Annotated in this window: 21 protein-coding genes and 1 pseudogene; 18 read left to right on the top strand and 4 right to left on the bottom strand. The window is 65.1% G+C overall.

The annotated features are described in order from the left end of the window. Nucleotide 1 precedes the first annotated feature (1 nt). The 7 genes from ccoO to ccoS all read left to right on the top strand — a co-directional run bounded on the left by ccoO (nucleotide 2) and on the right by ccoS (nucleotide 6,244). Nucleotides 2-736 (top strand): cytochrome-c oxidase, cbb3-type subunit II, encoded by a 735-nt coding sequence (ccoO, locus tag XI04_RS15875; RefSeq protein ID WP_018322741.1) that lies wholly within the window; start codon nucleotides 2-4, stop codon nucleotides 734-736. A gap of 13 nt (nucleotides 737-749) precedes the next feature. Next, a complete protein-coding gene (locus XI04_RS15870) occupies nucleotides 750-914 on the top strand; it encodes a cbb3-type cytochrome oxidase subunit 3 (protein ID WP_018322742.1) in 165 nt (54 codons plus the stop codon). Between the two features lie 6 nt (nucleotides 915-920). Further along, entirely contained in the window at nucleotides 921-1,796 is an 876-nt protein-coding gene (gene ccoP / locus XI04_RS15865; protein WP_271609687.1) for a cytochrome-c oxidase, cbb3-type subunit III, read from the top strand. A gap of 112 nt (nucleotides 1,797-1,908) precedes the next feature. Next, nucleotides 1,909-3,375, top strand: coding sequence for a cytochrome c oxidase accessory protein CcoG (gene ccoG, locus XI04_RS15860; protein WP_028143084.1), 1,467 nt, complete (start codon nucleotides 1,909-1,911; stop codon nucleotides 3,373-3,375). 15 nt (nucleotides 3,376-3,390) lie between these two features. Then, nucleotides 3,391-3,876: a FixH family protein gene (locus tag XI04_RS15855; RefSeq protein ID WP_095426396.1), complete on the top strand. Its 486-nt coding sequence runs from the start codon at nucleotides 3,391-3,393 to the stop codon at nucleotides 3,874-3,876. An 11-nt stretch (nucleotides 3,877-3,887) separates the two neighbouring features. Next, the gene (locus XI04_RS15850; protein ID WP_271623724.1) at nucleotides 3,888-6,077 is read left to right on the top strand and encodes a cation-translocating P-type ATPase; all 2,190 of its coding nucleotides are present in this window, start codon (nucleotides 3,888-3,890) and stop codon (nucleotides 6,075-6,077) included. Beyond that, nucleotides 6,077-6,244, top strand: coding sequence for a cbb3-type cytochrome oxidase assembly protein CcoS (gene ccoS / locus XI04_RS15845; RefSeq protein ID WP_008138466.1), 168 nt, complete (start codon nucleotides 6,077-6,079; stop codon nucleotides 6,242-6,244). The genes XI04_RS15850 and ccoS overlap by 1 nt, the downstream gene beginning before the upstream one ends. On the opposite strand, the pseudogene XI04_RS15840 reads toward ccoS, so the two are convergent. Both XI04_RS15840 and XI04_RS15835 read right to left on the bottom strand, forming a co-directional pair. After that, a pseudogene (locus XI04_RS15840) lies at nucleotides 6,241-7,442 on the bottom strand (MFS transporter). The gene ccoS and the pseudogene XI04_RS15840 overlap by 4 nt on opposite strands. Before the next feature lie 89 nt (nucleotides 7,443-7,531). Then, the gene (locus XI04_RS15835) at nucleotides 7,532-8,014 is read right to left on the bottom strand and encodes a cupin domain-containing protein (protein WP_271609685.1); all 483 of its coding nucleotides are present in this window, start codon (nucleotides 8,012-8,014) and stop codon (nucleotides 7,532-7,534) included. Nucleotides 8,015-8,251: 237 nt separating this feature from the next. Here XI04_RS15835 and XI04_RS15830 point away from each other — a divergent pair, with 237 nt between their 5' ends. Together XI04_RS15830 and XI04_RS15825 are read left to right on the top strand one after the other, a co-directional pair. Next, entirely contained in the window at nucleotides 8,252-8,536 is a 285-nt protein-coding gene (locus tag XI04_RS15830; protein ID WP_038946988.1) for a hypothetical protein, read from the top strand. 82 nt (nucleotides 8,537-8,618) lie between these two features. After that, nucleotides 8,619-9,335: a peroxiredoxin-like family protein gene (locus XI04_RS15825; protein ID WP_028143079.1), complete on the top strand. Its 717-nt coding sequence runs from the start codon at nucleotides 8,619-8,621 to the stop codon at nucleotides 9,333-9,335. Nucleotides 9,336-9,364: 29 nt separating this feature from the next. Here the strand turns inward: XI04_RS15825 and XI04_RS15820 are convergent, their stop codons facing one another. Further along, nucleotides 9,365-10,246, bottom strand: coding sequence for a LysR family transcriptional regulator (locus XI04_RS15820; RefSeq protein ID WP_028143078.1), 882 nt, complete (start codon nucleotides 10,244-10,246; stop codon nucleotides 9,365-9,367). Between the two features lie 201 nt (nucleotides 10,247-10,447). Here XI04_RS15820 and XI04_RS15815 point away from each other — a divergent pair, with 201 nt between their 5' ends. Together XI04_RS15815 and XI04_RS15810 are read left to right on the top strand one after the other, a co-directional pair. Further along, a complete protein-coding gene (locus XI04_RS15815; protein WP_271609683.1) occupies nucleotides 10,448-11,584 on the top strand; it encodes a patatin-like phospholipase family protein in 1,137 nt (378 codons plus the stop codon). A gap of 91 nt (nucleotides 11,585-11,675) precedes the next feature. Continuing rightward, nucleotides 11,676-12,620, top strand: coding sequence for an oxygenase MpaB family protein (locus XI04_RS15810; protein WP_271609682.1), 945 nt, complete (start codon nucleotides 11,676-11,678; stop codon nucleotides 12,618-12,620). A gap of 235 nt (nucleotides 12,621-12,855) precedes the next feature. Here XI04_RS15810 and glgA read toward each other — a convergent pair whose 3' ends face one another. Continuing rightward, entirely contained in the window at nucleotides 12,856-14,271 is a 1,416-nt protein-coding gene (gene glgA / locus XI04_RS15805; RefSeq protein WP_038946992.1) for a glycogen synthase GlgA, read from the bottom strand. 192 nt (nucleotides 14,272-14,463) lie between these two features. Here glgA and XI04_RS15800 point away from each other — a divergent pair, with 192 nt between their 5' ends. The 7 genes from XI04_RS15800 (at nucleotide 14,464) to XI04_RS15770 (ending at nucleotide 22,254) form a co-directional block, all read left to right on the top strand. After that, nucleotides 14,464-15,660 carry a CaiB/BaiF CoA transferase family protein gene (locus XI04_RS15800; protein WP_271609681.1) on the top strand — a complete coding sequence of 399 codons (1,197 nt, stop codon included), beginning with the start codon at nucleotides 14,464-14,466 and terminating at the stop codon, nucleotides 15,658-15,660. 131 nt (nucleotides 15,661-15,791) lie between these two features. Next, on the top strand, nucleotides 15,792-17,336 hold the full coding sequence (locus tag XI04_RS15795) for an ABC transporter substrate-binding protein (protein WP_271609680.1): 1,545 nt from the start codon (nucleotides 15,792-15,794) through the stop codon (nucleotides 17,334-17,336). A gap of 7 nt (nucleotides 17,337-17,343) precedes the next feature. Further along, a complete protein-coding gene (locus XI04_RS15790) occupies nucleotides 17,344-18,294 on the top strand; it encodes an ABC transporter permease (RefSeq protein ID WP_038946995.1) in 951 nt (316 codons plus the stop codon). Beyond that, complete coding sequence (locus XI04_RS15785; protein WP_097668994.1) at nucleotides 18,281-19,153, top strand: ABC transporter permease; 873 nt, start codon at nucleotides 18,281-18,283, stop codon at nucleotides 19,151-19,153. Before XI04_RS15790 ends, XI04_RS15785 begins: the two co-directional genes overlap by 14 nt. Beyond that, nucleotides 19,150-20,142, top strand: a complete 993-nt coding sequence (locus XI04_RS15780; protein WP_028143070.1) for an ABC transporter ATP-binding protein — start codon at nucleotides 19,150-19,152, stop codon at nucleotides 20,140-20,142. Before XI04_RS15785 ends, XI04_RS15780 begins: the two co-directional genes overlap by 4 nt. Continuing rightward, on the top strand, nucleotides 20,139-21,110 hold the full coding sequence (locus XI04_RS15775) for an ABC transporter ATP-binding protein (protein WP_028143069.1): 972 nt from the start codon (nucleotides 20,139-20,141) through the stop codon (nucleotides 21,108-21,110). The genes XI04_RS15780 and XI04_RS15775 overlap by 4 nt, the downstream gene beginning before the upstream one ends. Before the next feature lie 76 nt (nucleotides 21,111-21,186). Then, nucleotides 21,187-22,254 (top strand): alcohol dehydrogenase, encoded by a 1,068-nt coding sequence (locus XI04_RS15770; protein ID WP_028143068.1) that lies wholly within the window; start codon nucleotides 21,187-21,189, stop codon nucleotides 22,252-22,254. The last annotated feature ends 34 nt before the right edge of the window (nucleotides 22,255-22,288 follow it).

Genomic DNA, 22,288 nt, shown 5'->3' with positions numbered 1-22,288 from the left:
CATGTCGTTCTGGACACGCCACCAAATCTTCGAAAAGAACTCGATCATCCTGATCGTCGGCATCCTGCTGGTGATCGCGATCGGCGGTCTCGTCGAGATCACCCCGCTGTTCTACCTCAAGAGCACGATCGAGAAGGTCGACGGGGTCAGGCCCTACACGCCGCTGGAGCTGGCGGGCCGCAACGTCTACGTTCGCGAGGGCTGCTATCTCTGTCACTCGCAGATGGTCCGCCCGCTGCGCGACGAGGTCGAGCGCTACGGCCACTTCTCGCTCGCCGCCGAGAGCATGTACGACCATCCGTTCCAGTGGGGCTCGAAGCGCACCGGTCCAGACCTTGCCCGAGTTGGCGCAAAGTATTCCGACGACTGGCACGTCACCCATCTGACCAACCCGCGCGCGATAGTGCCGCAGTCGGTGATGCCGGGCTATCCGTTCCTCAGCCAGACCGAGGTCGACCCGGACACGATCGCCGACCACATGCGCACGCTGAAGGCCGTCGGCACGCCGTACACGGACGACCAGATCGCCAACGCGGGCGCCGACATGAAGGCCCAGGCCGACCCGGACAATTCCGGCGGCGACGCCTTCAACAAGCGCTACGCCAAAGCCGTCGTGCGCAATTTCGACGGCAAGGCCGGCACGCCGACCGAGATGGACGCGCTGGTTGCGTACCTGCAGATGCTCGGCACGCTGGTCGACTTCAAGATCTACAACGAGAAAGCCAATCTTCGCTGAGAAGGCATGAACGATGAAAGCTATCCTGTCAGTCCATAATCTAGCGTCCGAGCTCGTGACGACGATCTGGACCCCGGTGTTCGTCGCGATCTTTCTCGCGATCATCGCCTACGCATTTTGGCCCCGTAACAAGGCTGTCTTCGACGAAGCAGCGCACCTGCCGTTGCGGGAGGAGTGAGAGACCATGACCGATCATCATAGCGACATCGATTCCGTCTCCGGCAAGTCCACGACCGGACACGAGTGGGACGGTATCAAGGAGCTCAACACACCGCTGCCGCGCTGGTGGGTGATCTCGTTCTACCTCACCATCATCTGGTCGATCGGCTACTGGATCGTCTATCCGGCCTGGCCGCTGATCCAAAGCAATACTACGGGCATGTTCGGCTACTCCTCGCGCGCCGACGTCGCGGTCGAGCTCGCCAACCTCGAGAAGATCCGCGGTGACAAGATGGCGGCGCTGGGCGCAGCCTCGCTCGCCGACATCGAGAAGGATCCGGCCTTGCTGGCGCTCGCCCGCGCCAAGGGCAAGACCGTGTTCGGCGACAATTGCGCGCCCTGCCACGGCTCCGGCGCCGCCGGCGCCAAGGGCTATCCGAACCTGAACGACGACGACTGGCTGTGGGGCGGCACGCTCGACCAGATCATGCAGACCATCCAGTTCGGCGCGCGCTCCGGTCATGCCAAGACCCATGAGGGCCAGATGCTCGCCTTCGGCAAGGACGGTGTGCTGAAGTCCGACGAGATCGTCACGGTCGCCAACTACGTGCGGTCGCTGGCGGGCCTTTCGACCCGTAACGGCTTCGATGCCGCCAAGGGCGAGAAGATCTTTGCGGAGAATTGCGTCGCCTGCCACGGCGACGGCGGCAAGGGCAACCAGGAGATGGGGGCCCCGAACCTGACCGACAAGATCTGGCTCTACGGCTCCGACGAGGCGGCCCTGATCGAGACCATCGGCCAGGGCCGTGCCGGCGTCATGCCGGCCTGGGAAGGGCGGCTCGATCCCGCCACCATCAAGGCAATGGCGGTCTACGTTCATTCGCTGGGCGGTGGAAAATAGCAGATCTCGCTGCAGACGGGGGTGAACAAAAGTGCCCCCGTTTGAGCTGGATCAACTGACGCGGCGGTGTCGGGTCTAGGTTCAATCGCACCTTTACGAGAAGCTCCAGGCGATGAACAAGACCGTGAACCCCAAAGACCTCACATTGGATGATGACAACGGGCCGCTCTACGCAGCTCACAAGAAGGTCTATCCCCAGAGCGTCTCCGGCACGTTCCGCCGGATCAAATGGAGCCTGATGGCGATCTGCCTCGGCGTCTATTATTTCCTGCCGTTCGTGCGCTGGAACCGCGGCCTCGGCGCCCCCAGCCAGGCGGTGCTGATCGATCTTCCCAACAGCCGCTTCTACTTCTTCTTCATCGAGCTGTGGCCGCAGGAGGTCTACTACTTCACCGGCCTGTTGATCGTGGCCGCGGTGGCGCTATTCCTGATGAACTCGGTCGGCGGCCGCATCTGGTGCGGCTATCTCTGTCCGCAGACGGTGTGGACCGACCTGTTCTATGCCGTCGAGCGTCTGATCGAAGGTGACCGGCGCGAGCGGATGAAGAAGGACAAATCGTCCGACCCGCTGAAGCTCGAGCGGATCTCCGAGATCGTGCTCAAGCATTCGATCTGGCTCATGATCGCCTGGTGGACCGGTGGCGCCTGGGTGCTCTACTTCAACGACGCACCGACCCTGGTGAAGGAGCTCGTCACCTTCCAGGGGCCGATGATCGCCTATATCTGGATCGGCATTCTCACGGCCTCGACCTATCTGCTCGCCGGCTACATGCGCGAGCAGGTCTGCACCTATATGTGCCCGTGGCCGCGCATCCAGGCCGCGCTCACCGACGAATGGGCGCTGAACGTCACCTACCGCTACGACCGCGGCGAGAAGCGCACCTCCGTCAAGAAGGCCGCCGAGCTGCGCGCGCTCGGCGAGCAGGTTGGCGATTGCGTCGATTGCTACCAGTGCGTCGCGGTTTGCCCGACCGGAATCGACATTCGCAACGGACCGCAGATGGAATGCATCCAGTGCGGCCTTTGCATCGACGCCTGCGACAACGTGATGACGAAGATCGGCCGGCCGAAGCGCTTGATCGGCTACGACAACGACATCAACATCCATCGACGCCAGGAGGGCAAGGCGCCGATCTACCGGATCGTCCGGGCACGCACCATCGTCTACAGCGCGATCATCGCGGCGATCGGCGGCTTCATGGTCTATACGCTCGCGACCCGCAGCCTGCTCGACGTCAACGTGCTGCATGACCGCAATCCGGTCGCGGTCAAGCTCAGCGACGGCTCGATCCGCAACGCCTATACGGTGCGGCTGCTGAACAAGAGCGGCTACGACCGCGCCATCGCCATCGACGTGGAGGGGCCAGCCAATCCCACGATGCACGTCGTCGGCGTCGATTCGGTGACGCCGGATCGGCCGATCATCGTGATCCCGCGCGACTCCACCAGCGAGCTGCGGTTGCTCGTCACCGCGCCGGCCGAAAACAATCCGGAGAAGTCGATTCCGGTCCGCTTCCACGTCATGGATATCGGACTGGGTGTCGCCGCGAGCGCCACCGACAATTTCGTCGCGCCGTAAATCCAGGAGACCGTCATGTCATCCAAGCCGCTGACCGGAACCAAGGTCTTCCTGATGCTGGTCGCCTTCTTCGGCCTCGTGATCGGCGTCAACGTCACGATGATGAAGCTGGCGATCGCGACGCTGCCCGGCACCGAGGTCGACAGCCCCTATGCCGCGGGCCTGACCTACGACCGCGAGATTTCGGCGGCGCAGGACCAGGCCGCGCGCAAATGGAAGGTCAACGCCCATATCGAACGCCGCAACGACGGCGGCGCGGTGGTTCAGGTCGAGGCGCGCGATGCCGGCGGCCAGCCGATCGCCGGACTGAAATTCGGCGGCCGGCTGGAGCGGCCGACTGACAAGCGCGCCGATCTCGCCGTCGAGCTCACCGAAGCCGGCATCGGCCTCTATCGCGGCGATGCCGCGTCCGTCGCGCCGGGCCAGTGGGACCTGGTGATCGAGGGCGAGGCGCGGGGAACGCGCGTGTTCCTGTCGCGCAACCGCGTGATCCTGAACTGAAGGACTTCGACATGCACGTCACGCAGGATTTCTCGCACTACGTCCGGACCGCGGGCGAGGGCGTCCAGCATATCGATCTCGCGGTCGAAGGCGTTCACTGCGCCGGCTGCATGGCCAAGATCGAACGCGGCCTGTCCACCATCCCCGACGTCACGCTGGCGCGCGTCAACCTCACCGATCGCCGCGTCGCGCTGGAATGGAAGGCGGGTACGCTCGACCCCGGCCGTTTCATCGATCGCCTCGAGGAGCTCGGCTACAAGGCCTATCCGTTCGAGACCGAGAGCGCGGAGGTGGCGGAGGTCGCCGAATCGCGCTTCCTGCTGCGCTGCCTCGGTGTCGCGGCGTTCGCCACGATGAACGTGATGATGCTGTCGATCCCGGTGTGGTCGGGCAACGTCTCGGACATGCTGCCCGAGCAGCGCGACTTCTTCCACTGGCTGTCGGCGCTGATCGCATTGCCGGCGGCGGCTTATGCCGGCCAGCCGTTCTTCCGCTCGGCCTGGCGTGCGCTGTCGGCGAAGACGACCAACATGGACGTGCCGATCTCGATCGGCGTGATCCTGGCGCTCGGCATGTCCGTGGTCGAGACCTTCCACCACGCCGAACACGCCTATTTCGACGCAGCGATCATGCTGTTGACCTTCCTGCTCGTCGGCCGCTTCCTCGACCAGAACATGCGGCGGCGCACCCGCGCAGTCGCCGGCAATCTCGCCGCGCTGAAGGCGGAGACGGCGGCCAAGTTCATCGGTCCCGACGAGATATCGCAGGTGCCGGTGGCCGCGATTAATCCCGGCGACATCGTGCTGCTCCGGCCCGGCGAGCGTTGCGCGGTCGATGGCACCGTGATCGAGGGCCGTTCCGAGATCGACCAGAGCCTGATCACCGGCGAGACGCTCTACGTCACGGCCGAGCAGGGCACGCCGGTCTATGCGGGCTCCATGAACATCTCCGGCACGCTGCGGGTGCGGGTTTCGGCCGCGTCCGAGGCGACGCTGCTCGCCGAGATCACGCGGCTGCTCGATAACGCGCTCCAGGCGCGCTCGCGCTATATGCGCCTCGCCGACCGCGCCTCGCGGCTGTATGCGCCGGTGGTGCATGCGACCGCGTTCATCACCATCCTCGGTTGGGTCATTGCCGGCGCGTCCTGGCATGATGCGATCGTGACGGGCGTCGCCGTGCTGATCATCACCTGTCCCTGCGCGCTGGGGCTTGCCATTCCGACCGTGCAGACCATCGCCTCCGGCGCAATGTTCAAGTCCGGCGTGCTGCTGAATTCCGGCGACGCGATCGAGCGGCTGGCCGAAGCCGACCATGTCATCTTCGACAAGACCGGCACGCTGACGCTGCCCGATCTCGAAGTGATGAATGCCGCCAACATCCCCGCCGACATCTTCGAGCTCGCCGGCCGGCTCGCGCTGTCGAGCCATCATCCGGTGGCCGCCGCCGTGGCGCAGGCCGCCGCCGCCAAATCGCCTGTTGTCGGTGCGGTCGAAGAGGCCGGGCAGGGCGTCCGTGCGACCGTGGACGGCGTCGAGCTTCGCCTTGGCCGACCCTCCTTCTGCGGCGCGGAGGCGCTGGTTGGCAGCACCGTCGTCGATCCCGAAGCCTCCATCGTCGCGTTCAGCAAGGGCAGCGAGAGGTTCGTGCTCTCGGTCCGCCAGGGCCTCCGTCCGGACGCGCAGGCTGTGATCGCGGCGCTGAAGGCGCGCAATATCGGCATCGAGATTCTCTCCGGCGACCGCGAGCCGGCGGTGAAGGCCGCGGCTCACGCGCTCGAAATCCCCGAATGGCGCGCCGGCGTCACGCCGGCCGACAAGATCGCACGGATCGAGGAATTGAAGCAGCGCGGCGCCAAGGTGCTGATGGTGGGCGACGGCATGAACGACGCGCCTTCGCTCGCGGCAGCCCATGTCTCGATGTCGCCGATCTCGGCCGCGCATCTGAGCCAGGCCACCGCCGATCTCGTCTTCCTCGGCCGGCCGCTGGCTCCGGTGGTTGCGGCCATCGACGCCTCGCGCAAGGCGCTGCATTTGATGCGGCAAAACCTCTGGCTTGCGATCGGCTACAATGTGCTCGCGGTGCCGGTTGCGATCAGTGGCGTCGTGACGCCCCTGATCGCGGCTGCGGCCATGAGCGGATCCTCGATCCTGGTCATGCTGAATTCGCTGCGGGCGCGCAGCACCTCGCGGGAGATCGTGTAATGGAGATTCTGGTCATCCTGGTCCCGCTGGCGTTGATGCTCGGCGGCGCCGGTCTCGTCGCCTTTCTCTGGTCGCTCCGGAGCGGCCAGTACGACGATCTCGATGGTGCCGCCTGGCGCGCCATCGCCGATGACGAGCCGCCGCAGGAAGCCCCAGTCAAGCGCTAGCGCTTCAAGTTCAGCGCGAGCAGGCCAGCGGCCGCAAGGGCTATGCCCACGCCCGTCACGCAAGCGTGCCAGCCGAAGGCATCGAACAGTCGGCCGAGAACGGCTGTGCCGACGAGCCCTCCACAGAAATAGCACGCAAGATAGGTGCCGCTGGCGACCCCACGGTTCTCGGTCGCCGTCTTCCCGACGAAGCCGGTGGCCGCCGCCTGTGCAAAGAAGGTTCCGACCGCAACGAGCACCATTCCGGTGAGCACTTCAGGCAGCCGCGCAGTCAGCATCAGCGGCAGGCCGATGCCGGCAACGGCGAGCGAGCCCCAGATCGTCGGGCGTGCTCCGATGCGTGAGGCAACCCGTCCCGCCAGCAAGGTCGTGACGACCGAGGGCAGGAACACCAGATAGACAAGGCCAAGATCCATCATGCCGAGCGACAGCGGCGGTCGGACCAGAACGAAATTGACGAAGGTGAAGGTACCGATGAAGGCGAACAGGATGCAGAAGCCGATGCCGTAGGCCGCGCGCAATCGCGGATTGCGCCAATGCGCGATGGTGGCTTTGAGCGGCGAAGCAGTCGGCATCATCGCATGCATCGGCTGCACGCGTCGAATCGTGAAGTAGACCAGCACCGCGCCGGCCAGATTAAGAGCTGCGAACAGATAGAAGTTCCAGGCAAGGCCCAGGCCGTCTGCAACGGCGGCCGAGATCACCCGGCCGACGAGATTGCTCGCGACATTGCCGGTGATGTAGGCGGCAAAGGCGCCGCCGGCGTCCATCGCGCTGCATTGCTCGCCGAGATAGGCGAGGGTGAGCGCGAAGGCGGAGGCCATGCACAGGCCCTGTGCGACGCGCAGGACGGTGAACACGGTGAGATTTGGCGCGATCGCCAGCAGGCTGGTCGGGAGTGCGAGCAGCATCAAGCTGAGCAGGATGCCGGTCCGGCGGTCGATATGCGGGCTGAGAAAGCCAACCACGAGGCTGGCTGTGGCCATGCCGAACGTGCTGGCGTTGACGGCAAAGCCCATCGCTGCGGGCGTGACGCCGTAATGGCGGGTCAGCGAGGGCAGGATCGCCTGTGTTGCGAAGAGATCGACAACGGTCAGGAACGCGGTGAGGCCGATCACGAGCGAGCGTAGCGCCAGACCCGGCGAGTGCGCCTCCATCGTCATCGCGGCCGGTTGATCGGTGCGGAAAGATCGGTCATGGCGTGATTGTCCTGTTAGGATTTGGCGCCCGGCATGGGGATCGCGGGCGCCTCATCCATAACGGTGCGCTGGGGCTGGAATGCGCTCGTTACATGTGGCGATCGTTGGGATCCTTGCGGATGTCGCCGACATAGAGAATGACGGTCTCCTTGCCGAGGTTCTTCCACCAATGCGAGGTGCCGTACACCTCCGGGCGGATGTCGCCGGCCCTGTGCACGATCGGGTCGACACAGTTGGAGGCGTATTCGACGATTTCGCCCTGCTGCACGAAGATCAACGCGGGGCGGTCGTCATGGCTGTGCCAGGGCACGATGCCGCCGGGCTCGATCGTGAGCTTGCGGAAGCGCAGCTCGCGGCCCTCGATATGCGCCGGCTGCTTGCCGAGATCGATCGCCCCGAGCGTGACGTCGATAACGCCGACGGGTTTGTGATCGACCATCTGCTGGGCGTTCGGCTTGATCTTACCGGCCGGGCACTCGCCGGCAACGACCGGCTGCGCCGAGAGTGCGAGCGCGCTGACGATGGCAAGGCCCGGCCAGATCAGACGCGGCAAAGCGTAGCTCTTGAACATGGGGAGGTCTCCTATGTTGGCCGCAACCCCGCTGGTCGCCGGCGATGACGGGAGCTTCATCGAGATCGCGTCGATCCTGAAATGCCGGCTTGCTCTCGATGCGATAGCGGTGCGCTATGTTGATGCGCGCCGGCTATCGATCCGATTGGGCAACGGCATTTCCGCTTTCGCGGCATTCGGCGTCCGATGGCACGGCGCCCGATTGGCGGGCGTTCACGTCAATCCGCAGGAGCCCCAATGCCGAAATTGTCCAAGACCCTGATCGCCACCGCCGCGTTTGCGGTCATCGCCACCTCGGCCTTCTCGGAGGCCGCCTGGGACTTCAAGGCCGGCATGGCCTATGTCTATGGCGGCCCCGGCAAGATGTCGGCGATGGCCATGGCTCCGGCCGAGAAGAACCACGAGGCGATGATGAAGAACGCCAAGAAGGTGCCCGACAACACCGTCTTCTTCATGAGCAACGGATCGCTGTACTCCACCTCGGGACGGCTCGATCCGACCGGCAATTTCTACGTGAACTGAGCCGGCCTGGCATCGCGGCCGCCCCTTGCGGGCGGCCGAACCGGGAAACTAATATTCGCTGAAGGGAATGCCGGAGCAGAAGATGACATCTCTCTCGCCAGCCGATGCCGAGCAGCTCAGGCTTGCTTTCCAGCGCTGCCGCGACATGGACGGCACGCTGAACGAACAGCTCCGCGCCTATGCCGACGCCAGCCGTGCGGTGTTTCCGGCCTATGGCGAGGCCGTCGATCGCCTGGTGGCGAGATTGGGCGGGAACGGCGGTGGCGAGACCGCGCCTCACCCGGGCGATGCGATGCCGGCGTTCATGCTGCCGGACGAGGCCGGGCGTCTCGTCACGCTGCCTTCGCTGCTGCAGCGCGGCCCGCTCGCCGTGATGTTCTTCCGCGGCCATTGGTGTCCCTATTGCCGGCTCAATGTCCGTGCCGTGGTCCAGGCGTTCGATCGCATCGAGGCCATGGGTGCGCAGATTGTTGCGGTCGTGCCGGAGACGCTGGAATTTACCCGCCAGCTCAAGGCTGAATCCGGCGCGCCGTTTCCGGTCCTGACCGATCTCGACAACGGCTATGCGCTGTCGCTCAATCTCGCGATCTGGCTCGGTGCCGAGATCCAGCGCCTGTTGTCCTATCAGGACATGGCGAAATTCCACGGCAATGACGGCTGGATGCTGCCGATCCCGGCCGTGTTCGTGGTCGGCCGCGACGGCATCGTGAAGGCCCGCTTCGTCGATCCCGATTTCCGCAAACGCATGGAGATCGACGATCTGCTCGCCGCGCTGGAGAGCGCGGGCAGGGAGAACTAGGTTCTCCCCTTATCCGAAGACCGTTCTCGCTACCCCGCGATCTCGCGCCAGTCGGCGCCGCGCAGCATGCGCATCACGGCGCTGGCGACCGCCGTGCGCTGCCGGCCGGCCACGCCGTAAAGGCTGACGGTGCGGCGGGCGTCCAGGCCGGCGACGGCGGCACGCGTCAGTGTCTGCGGCAGGGGCGAGGTGTGCGGCATCATGGCGACGCCGATGTCGGCCTCGACCAGCTCGATCAGGTCGCGCTCGCTCGAAATCTCGTGGCCATGCTCGATGCCGTGCTCGCGCAGGCTCGCGGAGATGCGGCGCGAATGCTCGCAGAACGTCCGGCTCAACAGTTGCTCCGAGCGCAGATCGTCCAGTTCGATGCTGCTGCGGCCGGCCAGCCGATGTCCGTCGCCAAAGACGAGCTCGAAGCTCTCGGTGAACAGCGGCCAGGCGTCGAGCCGTTCCCAGGCCTCATCGATCTCGGCGGCGATGCCGAGCTCGGCTTCACCTTTCTTCAAGAACTCGCCGACCTCGCGGCTCGTCCCGCGCAGGAAGCGGAATTCGAGCTGGTTGAATTGCCGCCTGATCTCGTTGAGATGCGGAATGAGCAGCGCTAGGTCGATCGAATGCGTCAAGGCAACGCGCAACGCGCCGACCTCTCCGCTTTTGAACGAGGAGGCGAGCGAGCGCGCGCCGGCGGCAGCGTCAAAACACTGCTTCAGGAGCGGATGCATGCGCTGGCCGAGCTCGGTCAATTGCGCCGCCGGCCGCTCGCGGCGGAACAGGTCGCCGCCAAGCTCGGCCTCGAGTTGCTTGATCGCGCGTGTCAGCGAGGGCTGTGTAACGTTGCACTCCTCGGCCGCGCGCGTGAAATTGAGCAGCTGCGCCACCGCGAGGAAATAGCGGACCTGGTGCATTTCCATGGATCGGCTCCCAGCGAAATCGACCTCAAATCTAGCCGATCGGAACCAGAAATGACATCCCACGCGCGATAGCACGGACGTATGGACTTGGAAGCCAACTGGCATTTCAAAAGATCCCGCCATCTCTTAAAATGATCGCGGGTAACAATGCCGCCGCGTGCGACGAAAATTCGGCCGGTGCAGGCTCACCAGGAGCGAACCATGAACGGCATGAAGGGCAAAGGTGCGGATATCCCGGGTCAGGTCGTGCTGGTGCTTCAGGGCGGCGGTGCGCTTGGCTCCTATCAGGCGGGTGTCTACCAGGCGCTGCACGAGGCCGGCATCGAGCCGGACTGGGTCATCGGCACCTCGATCGGCGCCATCAATGCGAGCCTGATTGCCGGCAACGTGCCGGAGCAACGGCTTGCGCGCCTGAAGGAATTCTGGAAGCGGATGGAGCAGGCCCCGGTCTGGACCCTGGGCGGCGCCTTTCCCGACTTCAACGAGAGGCTCGCTTATTGGTCGACGGTCACCGGCGGCATTCGCGGCTTCTTCCGGCCCAATCCACTGGCGCATGCGGGCGATTCCTATCCGCTCGGTGCCGACAACGCGGGCTATTATTCGACCGCGCCGCTGGAGAAGACGCTGAGCGAGCTCGTCGATTTCGATCTCGCCAATCGCTGCGCGCCGCGCCTGACGGTCGGTGCGGCTCATGTCGGCACCAGTGAAATGCGCTATTTCGACAGCCGCGACAGTGAACTGACGGTGAAGCACATAATGGCGTCGGGCGCGCTGCCGCCGGCTTTCCCGGCGGTGCGCATCGACGGCGAGCTCTATTGGGACGGCGGCATCCTGTCGAACACGCCGACGGAAGCGGTGTTCGACGATAATCCGCGCAGGGATTCGCTGATTTTCTCCGTGCATTTGTGGAATCCCGTCGGACCCGAGCCGAACACGATCGCGGAGGTGCTGAACCGGCACAAGGACGTGCAATATTCCAGCCGCATTTCGAGCCAGATTGCGCGCCAGCAGCAGGCCCATCGCCTGCGCCATGTCATCAACCAGCTCGCGGCACGGCTTCGGGAGAGCGAGCGCAGCGATCCCGCGGTGAGAGAGTTGACGAGCTATGGCTGTCCGACCCGCATGCATGTGGTACGGCTGCTGGCGCCGCAGCTTGAGCGCGAGACCCATACCAAGGATATCGACTTCAGTCCGTCGGGGATCACACGGCGTTGGCACGCTGGTTACGCTCACACGCGATCGGTCCTGGCACGCAAGCCCTGGATCGGCGAATTCGATCCGCTCGCCGGGGTGGTGCTGCACGAGCATATGGAGGAGATGCCGATTGCGGCGGAGTGAGGGCTTGACGCGTGATTGTCTTGCGCAGTGGCGATTTCCCGAGGGCTAGGTCTGGGCTATTGTTGCCCCGTGTTCGTCGCGAGGCTTGCAATTGGTCGCTGAGAAAGATCTGGAGGCAACGCTCGATCTGGTCCGCGCCAACGCGGCGGGGCCGGTAGCGGGCGTGTTCGGTCCTGATACGCTGACCTGGCGGATCGACCGGGAGGCGGTCATCTTTCTCGGTGCCGGCCGCGCGTTGTTGCTGCAACTGGCGCATCCCTGGGTCGCCGCCGCCATCGCCGAGCATTCGAAAACCCTGGCCGATCCGATTGGCCGCTTCCATCGCACCTTTGACATCGTCTTTGCCATGGTGTTCGGCTCGCTCGACCGTGCCTTGCTGTCCTCCCGGCAGCTGCACCGACGACACAGCATGATCGTCGGAGAGATGCCGGAGACGGTCGGTCCCTTTGCGGCAGGCTCGCGCTACTGCGCCAACGATATCCCCTCGCTGCGTTGGGTCCATGCGACGCTGGTCGAGACGGCGCTGATGGCGCACGAGCTGGTTCTGCCGCCATTCTCGGTGGAGGAGCGCGAGCGCTACTGGACCGAGAGTCGGACGTTCGGTGCATTGTTCGGATTGACGGCGGATGATCTGCCCGCGGACTGGTCGGGCTTTACGGCCTACATCGCGGCGATGGCGCAGTCGGACACGCTGACCGTGAGCCCGGCGGCGCGCGAGATCGCGGCGCAGATTTTTGGCGGCGCGCGTCCGTGGTTGCGGCCGCCGCGATGGTATCGCGCGCTCACGGCGAGCCTGCTGCCGGAACGCTTGCGCGCCGGCTTCGGGTTTGAGCTCGGCGAGCGGGAGCTCAGATCGGCCGACAACGCGCTGCGATGGATCCGGCGCATCTATCCGACATTGCCGGATCGGCTGCGCTATGTCGGGCCCTACCAGGAAGCGCAGGCGCGGCTGCGGGGCGAGCCGCAGCCCGACTGGATGACGCGCTGCCTCAACAGGGCGTGGATCGGGCGGCCGCAGATGGATGTGCGCCGCTGAGAATTATTCAGGGTGTCCCGGACACAGCGCACCGCAAGAGCACTGCGCTGCGTCCGGGGAACGAGAGCGGAAAGTGAGGCGCAAAACTGTCTCCACACCGTCATTGCGAGCGCAGCGACTTGTCCGCCGAAGCTGGCGAAGGCGGAAGCAATCCAGACTGTAACCGCGGAGGGTTTTTGGATTGTTTCGTCGCAAGGGCTTCTCGCAATGACGAAGAATGAGGAAGCGGCTTGCCTCACACCGAAGCCAGCTTCCGGTAGAGCGCGCTGTAGGTCCCCGCCGAGATGCTCCAGGAGAAGGACCGTCCCATGGCGCTGCGGCGCATGGTGTCGAGCTGGTCCTGCGCCATGAAGGCCGAGAACGCGCGGCGGACGCCGCCAAGGAAGGACTCGCGCGAGGGCCTCGAGAACAGGAAGCCGGTCTCGCCGTCGGTGATGGTTTCGGCAAGGCCGCCGGTCTGGTGACCGATTGGCAGCGAGCCGAAGCGCTGGGCGTACATCTGGCTGAGCCCGCACGGCTCGAAGCGCGACGGCATCAGGGTGAAATCGCTGCCGGCAAAGATGCGGCGGGCCTGGGCATCGTTGAAGCCGATCACAACTCCGATCGCGTCGGGGCGGCGGCGATGCGCGTCGATCAAGGCCTGCTCCAGCGCCGGCTCGCCGGAGCCGGTGACCACGATCTGTCCGCCGGCATCGACGATCTCGTCGGCCGCCGACAGCACGAGATCGATGCCCTTCTGGTGCACGAGACGCGCGACGATGCCGAACATCGGGCCGCGCGAGACCGCTAAGCCAAACTGCTTGCGGACGTAGTCCGCATTGGCCCTCTTGCCGACCCAGTCGCCGGCGCCGAACTGCTGGGCGAGCTGGGCGCAGGAGCGCGGGTCCCAGCTCTCGTCGATGCCGTTGAGGATGCCGGTGAGCTCGGACGCGTCCGAGCGCAGGCGGAGCAGGCCCTCCAGGCCGCAGCCGAATTCGGCGGTGGTGATCTCGCGCGCATAGGTGCCGCTGACGGTGGTGAGGTGCGAGGCGTAGACGAGGCCCGCCTTGAGGAAGGACAGCTGGTCGTAGAACTCGACACCGTCGATGTGGAAAGAGCTCTCCGGTGCGCCGATCCGCCGCAGCGAGTCCTTCGGGAAGAGGCCCTGATAGGCAAGGTTGTGAATGGTCAGGATCGACGGTAGCTTGGAGCCGCGCCAGGCGAGATAGGCCGGCACGAGCGAGGCCTGCCAGTCATTGGCATGGATCAGGTCAGCTGCCCAATTCTTGTCCAGCTTGCCCATGGCCAGCTCAGCGGCGGCAGAGGCAAAGCGCGCGAAGCGGATGTCATTGTCGGGCCAGTCGCGCCCGGACTCGTCGCCATAGGGGTTACCGGGCCGGTCGTAAAGTTGCGAGCACAACAGCACGTAGACCGGCATTCCGTCCTTGGTTGCGGCCCGTCCGAGCGAGCAGGCCGGCATCTCCGCGAGCGCCGGGCAGCGTCCAACGATCTGAATATGCGTGAGTTGCTCGATGATGTCGCGATAGCCGGGCAACATGATCCGGATATCGGCAAAGGAGCGAAGGGCGCGGGGCAGTGCAGCGGACACGGCTCCAAGGCCGCCGACGCGGACGAAGTCGTCCAACTCCGTGGTGACGAACAAGACCCTCAAGAACAGCTGCCCTCTGTCGATCCCGTTCGCTACTATGCAAGAACGGGTCCAGTTGTCCGGGAATTCTTAAAGCCCACCCACGCGGCGTGTCGGTTCGGTAAACACTTTCCTACTCGGCCGCCGCCCTCTAGGGTCGCCGCATCAACAACAGAGAACTTCGAGAGTTCCTAAGACCCAAGGACGTGAGCAGGCATGCAGCTAGCAGATAAGCATGAGGGGACGACGACAAAAACCTTCGCCGGGCTGAGGGTCCTGGATTTTTCCACCACCATCGCCGGTCCTCACTGCGCGCGGATGCTTGCCGACATGGGCGCTGAGGTCATCAAGATCGAGACCGACGGCGGGGAGACCATGCGGACCCGGCCGCCGCTGCGCAAGGGGTGCAGCACCGCGTTCGGCCAGCTCAATGTCGGCAAGAAGAGCGTCGTGCTCGACCTCAAGTCCGAGGACGGCAAGGAGGCGGTGCGCCGGCTGGCCGCGACATCAGACATCCTGGTCGAGAACTTTCGCCCCGGCGTGATGCATCGGCTGCGGCTCGACTACGACAGGCTGCGCACCGTCAACCCGAAGCTGATCTATTGCTCGATCTCGGGCTACGGCCAGACCGGCCCCTCGGCCGAGCTGCCGGCCTATGCGCCGGTGATCCATGCCGCCTCCGGCTATGATATGGCGCATCTGGCCTACCAGCCCGGCCGCAATCGCCCTGATTATTGCGGCATCTATCACGCCGACGTGGTCACCGGCACCTACGGCTTCGGCGCGATCGCGTCCGCACTCTATCAGCGGACCGTGACCGGCCTTGGCCAGCACATCGACGTGTCGATGCTGGAATCGATGCTGTCACTGACGCTGACCGAATTGCAGAGCGCACAATTCGCCGTGAAGCCACCGCCGCGCCCGATGTTCGGCCCGACCGAGACGGCAAGCGGCTATGTCATGATCACGGTCGCCAGCGAGAAGACGTTCCAGGGATTGATGGGCGTGATCGGTCACCCCGAATGGATCTCCGATCCGCGCTTTGCGACCTATGCCGCGCGCCGCGAGAATTGGGCCGAGGTGATGGACGGCGTCGAGGCCTGGTCGCGGCAGCTCACGACCGATGCGTGTCTCGCAGCGCTCGGGGCTGCCGGCGTGCCGGCTTCGGCCTATCGCACCGTGTCCGAGGCGCTGGCCGATCCGCAGCTTGCGCACCGGCAGGCGCTCTCCGAGGTGCGGGACGAGGGCGGCTCCTTTCAGGTGCTCAACCTGCCATTCCGGATGTCGGGTGCCGATACCACGCCGGCCAAGACGATGGCCGTGCTCGGCGAGCATACGGATGCCCTGCGCGAAGAGATCAGCCTCGCCGATGATGCATCAATTCCGACAGGCAAAACTGCCGCGACAGGCTGAGCACCATTACGCCGCACGTGCGGCGTGTGATCTGTCACGCGTTCCTCTTGCCGTGGCGAGCTTTTGTCGCCAATCTCGTCCCCAGTCATTCAACGAACCGAAACATCGGACGAGGGATCCCGGGAGGAACCATGACGAACATTGCTGCCGCGGCGCGCAAGCACGCGCCGATTTTCCTTGTTGCGGCATTTGCCCTCCTTCCGCTGGCCGGGCCGGTGCAAGCGCAGAAGCCGGGCGGCAGCATCACCGTCGGCCAGGAGCTGGAGATCGCGGGCTTCGATCCGCTCAAGGTCGGCGTCTACGACACCTCGACTTTCACCGCGGCCGCGGCGATCTTCGATACGCTGACCACGCTCGACGACAAGGGCGATGCCGCTCCAAAGCTCGCGATGTCATGGACCCATTCCGACGATTACAAGAGCTGGACCTTCAGGCTCCGCGAGGGTGTGACATTCCACGACGGCACGCCGTTCAATGCGCAGGCCTTCAAGGAGAATTTTGACCGGCAGAAGGACCCGGCCAACAAATGCCGCTGCGCCTTCTACATCACCAACGTCAAGGAAGTGCTGGCGCCGGACGAAACCACCGTTGTCTTCAATCTGACCGATCCCTCGGTGAACTGGCCGGCGGTGATCACCATCCAGAGCTCCAACAACGTCATTCAGTCGCCGACCGCCTGGAAGACGAAGGGCGACGATTACAATCGCAATCCCGTCGGTACCGGTCCCTATATCCTGAAATCATGGACCGCTGGCGACCGGATGGTGCTGGAGAAAAACCCCAACTACTGGGACAAGGGCCGTCCCTATCTCGACCGCATCATCTTAAAGCCGCTGCCCGATGCGCAGTCGCGCTTCGCCTCGCTGCAATCGGGCGAGGCCGACATCATCTGGGACGACGAGAACGACGCCGACAACATCATGAAGGCGCAGAAGGACTCCAAGCTCACGGTGCACACCTACAAGGGCTCGGGCGCGCAGGTCTACGCCTTCAACACCAAGGTCGCGCCGTTCGACGATGTCCGCGTGCGTCAGGCGCTGGTGATGGCGCTCGACCGCCCGAAAATGTCGCAGGCGATCAGCAACGGCCTGAGCCGGCCCGCGACCAATCCCTATGGCGATGGCTCCTGGGTCAAATGCAAGGATGACGGCGCGCTGCCGTTCGATGTCGAGAAGGCCAAGGCGCTGATCAAGGATTACGGCAAGCCGGTCGAGTTCAAGATGCTGGTGACCGCAACCCCGCGCGGCCGCATGATCGGCCAGGTGCTTCAGCAATTCTGGAAGCGCGCCGGCGCCAACATGGAGATCGAGCAGGTCGATCAGGCGACCATTCCGTCACGCGCCTTCACCCGCCAGTTCCAGATGACGCCGTGGCGCATCGTCGATCTCGCCGATCCCGACCCGCAGATGTACGCGAATTTCCGCAGCGGCAGCCCGCTGGCATTGGCCGGATACTCAAACCCGGAGCTCGACAAGCTGCTGGACCACGCGCGCGTCACCGCCGACCTCGGCCAACGCACCGAGGATTACTGCGCCATCAGCCGCCTGATCAACAAGGAGGCAATCTGGTTCTGGACCTTCCAGAACACTTATTACGCGCTGTCGAGCGCCAAGCTGAAAGGCTTCCCCAAGATCTACAACGGCGTGATCGACGTTTCGACGACCTGGCTGGAATGATGGCGCGATGCTGAACTTCGTCGTTCGGCGGCTGCTTGGCATGCTGCCGGTGTTGCTCGCCGTGTCGCTGTTGACCTTCCTGATCGCCTCGCTGCTGCCGGGCGATCTCGCTCTCGTCATCCTCGGCGATCAGGCGACGCCGGAGAATGTTGCGGCGCTGCGCCGTGACATGGGGCTCGATCAGCCGCTGTGGTGGCGTTACCTGAGCTGGCTCGGTCACGTCCTGCAGGGCGATCTCGGCCGCTCGTTCCGCACCGGGCAGACGGTGTTGCAGGCGGTCGCCGAGCGCATTCCGGTCTCGCTCCAACTGATGCTGATGGCCGAGTTCATCGGACTGTTGATCGGCGTCCCGGTTGCGATCGCCTGTGCCGCGCGTGCCGGCGGCGCGTTCGACCGTTTCATGACCGGCAGCGCGTTCGCGATGCTGTCGATGCCGTCGTTCCTGGTGGCGATCCTGCTGATCTATCTGTTCGCGGTCGAGCTGCACTGGCTGCCGGCGACGGGCTATGTGCCGTTCACCGAGGCGCCGCTGGCGAATTTACGCTTCTTCGTGCTGCCGGCACTGACGCTGGCGCTGGCGGAATGGCCGGGAATCATGCGCGTGCTGCGCTCCGACATGATCGCGACCTTGCAGGAGGATTATATCGCGCTCGCCAAGGCCAAGGGTCTCAAGCCCGCGCGTATCCTGTTCGTGCATGCGCTCAAGCCCTCGTCGCTGACGCTGGTGACGGTCACAGGCATCAATATCGGCCGCCTGCTCGGCGGCACCCTGATCGTGGAATCGATCTTTGCGCTGCCCGGCATCGGCCGGCTGCTGGTCGGGGCGATCTACACCCGCGACCTCGTCATCCTCCAGGGCGTCGTGCTGCTGGTTGCCTGCGGCTTCGTCATCGTGAATTTCATCGTCGACATGCTCTACGCCGTGCTCGACCCCAGGATCCGCCATGGCCACGCTTGAGCTCTCGATGCAGGACGAGGCGGCGCCCGTGCCGGTCGGCCGCAAGCGCAGGCTCGGCCTGCTGTTCTGGATCGCGAGCGCCTGGCTCGCGATCATCCTTGCGCTCGCGATCCTTGCGCCGGTGCTGCCGCTGCAGAACCCCGTAGACATGGACATGCTGGAGCGCCGCGCGGCATTCTCCACCGAGCACTGGCTCGGCACCGACGGGCTCGGCCGCGACGAGCTCGCCCGCCTGATTTTTGGCGCGCGCGTGTCGTTGACCGTCGGGCTGATCGCGCCGATGATCGGCCTTACGCTCGGCGGCGCGCTCGGCCTGCTCGCCGGTTATTTCCGCGGCCGGTTCGAGACGCTGGTGGTCGGCAGCATGGACGTGCTGCTCGCCTTTCCGCCGCTGATCTTCGCGCTCGCGGTGACGGCTTATCTCGGTCAGTCCGTCCCCAACCTCACCCTGATCCTCGGCGTGCTCGGCGTTCCCGCCTTCATGCGTGTGGCGCGGGCTGCGACGCTGACGCTGGCGCGGCGGGAATTCGTGATCGCGGCCGAGGCGTTAGGTGCCAGCCATGCGCGCATCCTGCTGCGTGAGCTATTGCCGAACGTGATCCTGCCGCTGCTGGCCTTCTTCCTGCTCGGCGTTGCCGTCACCATCGTGGTCGAGGGGGCGCTGTCCTTCCTCGGTCTCGGCGTGCCGCCGCCGATGGCGAGCTGGGGCAGCATGATCGGCGAAGGGCGCGACAGCCTCGACGTCGCGCCGCGGCTGGCGTTCCTGCCGGCGACCGGATTGTTCCTCACCGTGCTGGCCTTCAATCTGGTCGGCGATACCTTGCGGGCGCTGACCGACCCGCGTCAGGGGGCGCTGTGAGCGCTCCGCTCTTGATCATCGAGGACGTTGCAGTCGAGCTACCGACGCCGCGCGGTAATCTGCGCGCCGTGGATCATGTCGACCTGTCGCTGGAGGCGGGCTGCACGCTCGGCATCGTCGGCGAGTCCGGCTGCGGCAAGACCATGCTCTCGCGCGCGGTGCTTCAGCTGCTACCGAAAAAAGCAAAGCTCACGGGCCGCGTGATGTTCGACGGCCAGGATCTGGTGCGGCTCGATGCGGAACCCTTGCGTCGCTTGCGCGGGCGCGATCTCGCAGTCGTGTTTCAGGACCCCATGACCTCGCTAAACCCGGTGCTGACCATCGGCACGCAGCTGATGGAGACGATCCAGGAGCATCTCGAGCTCGATGCCCCCGCAGCACGGAAGCGCAGCATCGAGCTGCTGGCGGCTGTCGGAATCCCGGCGCCTGAGCAGCGGCTCGCGCAATATCCGCATCAATGTTCCGGCGGCATGCGCCAGCGCATCGCGATTGCGATCGCGTTGTCCTGCGAACCGAAGCTGCTGATCGCGGACGAGCCGACCACCGCGCTCGACGTCACCATCCAGGCACAGATCCTCGATCTGCTCGCGCGCGAGCAGCGCCGCCGCCACATGGCGATGATCATCATCACCCACGATCTCGGCGTGGTCGCGGGCCGTGCCGACGAGGTCGCCGTGATGTATGCGGGCAGGGTGGTGGAGCGCGCCCCGACCCAGGCGCTGTTCAAGCGCATGCACATGCCCTACACCGAAGCGTTGCTGGCGGCGATCCCGAAGCTGGAGACCGCGCCCCATACCCCGCTGCCCGCGATCTCCGGCCGTCCGCCCGATCCGACACGACCGCTAAAGGGCTGCTCCTTCGCGCCTCGCTGCCGCTATGCCGCTAGCCGTTGTCATGAGGCCAAGCCCGACCTGAAGAGCGCCGAGATGCCCGATCATCTCTATGCCTGCTTCCACCCGATCCAGATGGCGGAGGGAGTTGGCGCATGATGCAGCTTGCCGCGCGCGCTGAGCCGCTGCTGAACGTCGACAATCTCGTCGTCGAATATGGTCTCGGCAACAAGACGGTGCATGCGGTGTCCGGTGTCAGCCTTGCGGTCGCGCGCGGCGAGACGTTGGGGCTGGTCGGAGAATCCGGCTGCGGCAAGTCGACGCTGGGGCGCGCGGTGCTGCAATTGCGACGTGCCAAATCCGGCCGGGTGTTGTTCGACGGCGAAGATCTCACCGCAATGGAGGGCGAGGCGTTGCGCAAGATGCGCCGCCGCGTGCAGTTGATCTTCCAGGATCCGATCGCCTCGCTCAATCCGCGCCGTCGCATCGGCGACATCGTGGCCGAGCCGCTCATCATTGCCGGCGTCAAGGATGCCGCCGAGCGCAAGCGCAGGGTTCACGAGGTGCTCAGCGCGGTCGGGCTCGATCCTGATCTCGTCGCGGGCCGCCTGCCGCATGAATTCTCCGGCGGGCAGTGCCAGCGCATCTGTATCGCGCGGTCGCTCGTCCTCAATCCGGAATTCATCGTCTGCGACGAACCGGTCTCGGCGCTGGACGTCTCGATCCGCGCACAGATCCTCAATTTGCTGGAGGAGATGAAAGCACGCTTCGGCCTGACGCTGTTGTTCATCGCGCATGATCTCGCAGTGGTCAAAGCGGTCAGCGACCGCGTCGCGGTGATGTATCTCGGCCGGCTCTGCGAGGTCGGTCCGTCGGAGCAATTGTTCGCAAATCCTGCGCATCCCTATACCGGGCTCTTGTTGCAGGCGATCCCGGTGCCCGATCCGGATGTGCGTCCCGCCGAGAGTGTGGCGGCGGGTGAGCCACCATCGCCGATTGCGCCGCCGTCCGGCTGCCGCTTCCGCACCCGCTGCCCACGCGCCGATAAGCGATGCAGCGCGGAGATACCGGAGTTGCGCGAAATCGGGCCTCGCCAGTTCGCGGCTTGCCATCATCCGCTGACCTGAACTAAGACCGGTTTGTCTCGCCTCGCCGGCCATGGCATGGTGGCGCGACAACGAGAAGCATGCCGGGAGAACGCCGATGAAGAGTTTCAAGGTCGCCGATTTCAAGGCGCCGCTGCAGGAGTTCGACGAGGCGACGCCGCAGCCTTCGGGCACGCAGGTCCTGATCAAGGTGAAGGCCGCCGGCGTCTGCCACAGCGACCTCCACATCTGGGAGGGCGGCTACGATCTCGGCCATGGCCGCAAGCCGCTCTCGCTGAAGGACCGCGGCATCAATCTGCCGCTGACCATGGGTCACGAGACGGTCGGCGAAATCCTGGCCTTCGGCCCCGACGTGAAACCGACCGACCAGGGCGACCTCAAGCTCGGCGATGTCGGGCTGGTCTATCCCTGGATTGGCTGCGGCAAGTGCGCGACGTGCCTCGCCGGTGACGAGAACATGTGCCTGACGCCGCGCTCGCTCGGCGTCTATTGCGACGGCGGCTATTCCGATCACATGCTGGTGCCGCATCCGCGCTATCTGCTCAATCTCAGGGGACTCGATCCCGCAACGACCGCGCCCTATGCCTGCTCGGGCGTCACCACCTACAGCGCGCTGAAAAAGGTTGAGCAGCATTTCGACACGCCGATCGTGATGTTCGGCGCCGGCGGGCTCGGCCTGATGGCGCTGTCGCTCTTGAAAGCCATGGGCGGCAAGGGCGCGATCATGGTCGATATCGATGCCAGGAAGCGCGAAGCGGCGGAGAAGGCCGGCGCGCTCGCCACCGTCGACCCGAAGGCGCCGGATGCGCTGGAGCAACTCGCCAAGAAGGCGGGCGGGCCGATCCGTGCCGTGATCGACCTCGTCGGGAATGCCGCGACGACGCAACTTGGATTCGACTGCCTGACCAAGGGCGGCAAACTCGTGATCGTCGGCCTGTTCGGCGGCGGCGCAACCTGGGCGCTGCCGCTGATTCCGATCAAGGCGGTGACGATCCAGGGCAGCTACGTCGGAAACCTGCGCGAGACGCAGGAATTGCTCGACCTCGTCCGCACCAAGAAGGTGCCGCCGATCCCGGTGACCACGGCGCCGCTCGCCAAGGCCAACGATGCGCTGGTGCAATTGCAGCAGGGCGCGGTGGTCGGGCGCACGGTGCTGACGCCGTAGCGAACACTCTCTCCTCCGTCATTGCGAGCGCAGG

The sequence above is a fragment of the Bradyrhizobium sp. CCBAU 11430 genome, from assembly GCF_028128855.1.
Classification (GTDB): domain Bacteria; phylum Pseudomonadota; class Alphaproteobacteria; order Rhizobiales; family Xanthobacteraceae; genus Bradyrhizobium; species Bradyrhizobium ottawaense.
The sequence above is the reverse complement of the archived record's forward strand: the minus strand, read 5'-3'. Positions and strand labels throughout refer to the sequence as shown.

Bases quoted from the DNA above. Each gene is read 5' to 3' on its own strand.
- ccoO (WP_018322741.1), top strand. From the start codon at position 2: ATGTCGTTCTGGACACGCCACCAAATCTTCGAAAAGAACTCGATCATC.
- XI04_RS15870 (WP_018322742.1), top strand. From the start codon at position 750: ATGAAAGCTATCCTGTCAGTCCATAATCTAGCGTCCGAGCTCGTGACG.
- ccoP (WP_271609687.1), top strand. From the start codon at position 921: ATGACCGATCATCATAGCGACATCGATTCCGTCTCCGGCAAGTCCACG.
- ccoG (WP_028143084.1), top strand. From the start codon at position 1,909: ATGAACAAGACCGTGAACCCCAAAGACCTCACATTGGATGATGACAAC.
- XI04_RS15855 (WP_095426396.1), top strand. From the start codon at position 3,391: ATGTCATCCAAGCCGCTGACCGGAACCAAGGTCTTCCTGATGCTGGTC.
- XI04_RS15850 (WP_271623724.1), top strand. From the start codon at position 3,888: ATGCACGTCACGCAGGATTTCTCGCACTACGTCCGGACCGCGGGCGAG.
- ccoS (WP_008138466.1), top strand. From the start codon at position 6,077: ATGGAGATTCTGGTCATCCTGGTCCCGCTGGCGTTGATGCTCGGCGGC.
- XI04_RS15835 (WP_271609685.1), bottom strand. From the start codon at position 8,014: ATGTTCAAGAGCTACGCTTTGCCGCGTCTGATCTGGCCGGGCCTTGCC.
- XI04_RS15830 (WP_038946988.1), top strand. From the start codon at position 8,252: ATGCCGAAATTGTCCAAGACCCTGATCGCCACCGCCGCGTTTGCGGTC.
- XI04_RS15825 (WP_028143079.1), top strand. From the start codon at position 8,619: ATGACATCTCTCTCGCCAGCCGATGCCGAGCAGCTCAGGCTTGCTTTC.
- XI04_RS15820 (WP_028143078.1), bottom strand. From the start codon at position 10,246: ATGGAAATGCACCAGGTCCGCTATTTCCTCGCGGTGGCGCAGCTGCTC.
- XI04_RS15815 (WP_271609683.1), top strand. From the start codon at position 10,448: ATGAACGGCATGAAGGGCAAAGGTGCGGATATCCCGGGTCAGGTCGTG.
- XI04_RS15800 (WP_271609681.1), top strand. From the start codon at position 14,464: ATGCAGCTAGCAGATAAGCATGAGGGGACGACGACAAAAACCTTCGCC.
- XI04_RS15795 (WP_271609680.1), top strand. From the start codon at position 15,792: ATGACGAACATTGCTGCCGCGGCGCGCAAGCACGCGCCGATTTTCCTT.
- XI04_RS15790 (WP_038946995.1), top strand. From the start codon at position 17,344: ATGCTGAACTTCGTCGTTCGGCGGCTGCTTGGCATGCTGCCGGTGTTG.
- XI04_RS15785 (WP_097668994.1), top strand. From the start codon at position 18,281: ATGGCCACGCTTGAGCTCTCGATGCAGGACGAGGCGGCGCCCGTGCCG.
- XI04_RS15775 (WP_028143069.1), top strand. From the start codon at position 20,139: ATGATGCAGCTTGCCGCGCGCGCTGAGCCGCTGCTGAACGTCGACAAT.
- XI04_RS15770 (WP_028143068.1), top strand. From the start codon at position 21,187: ATGAAGAGTTTCAAGGTCGCCGATTTCAAGGCGCCGCTGCAGGAGTTC.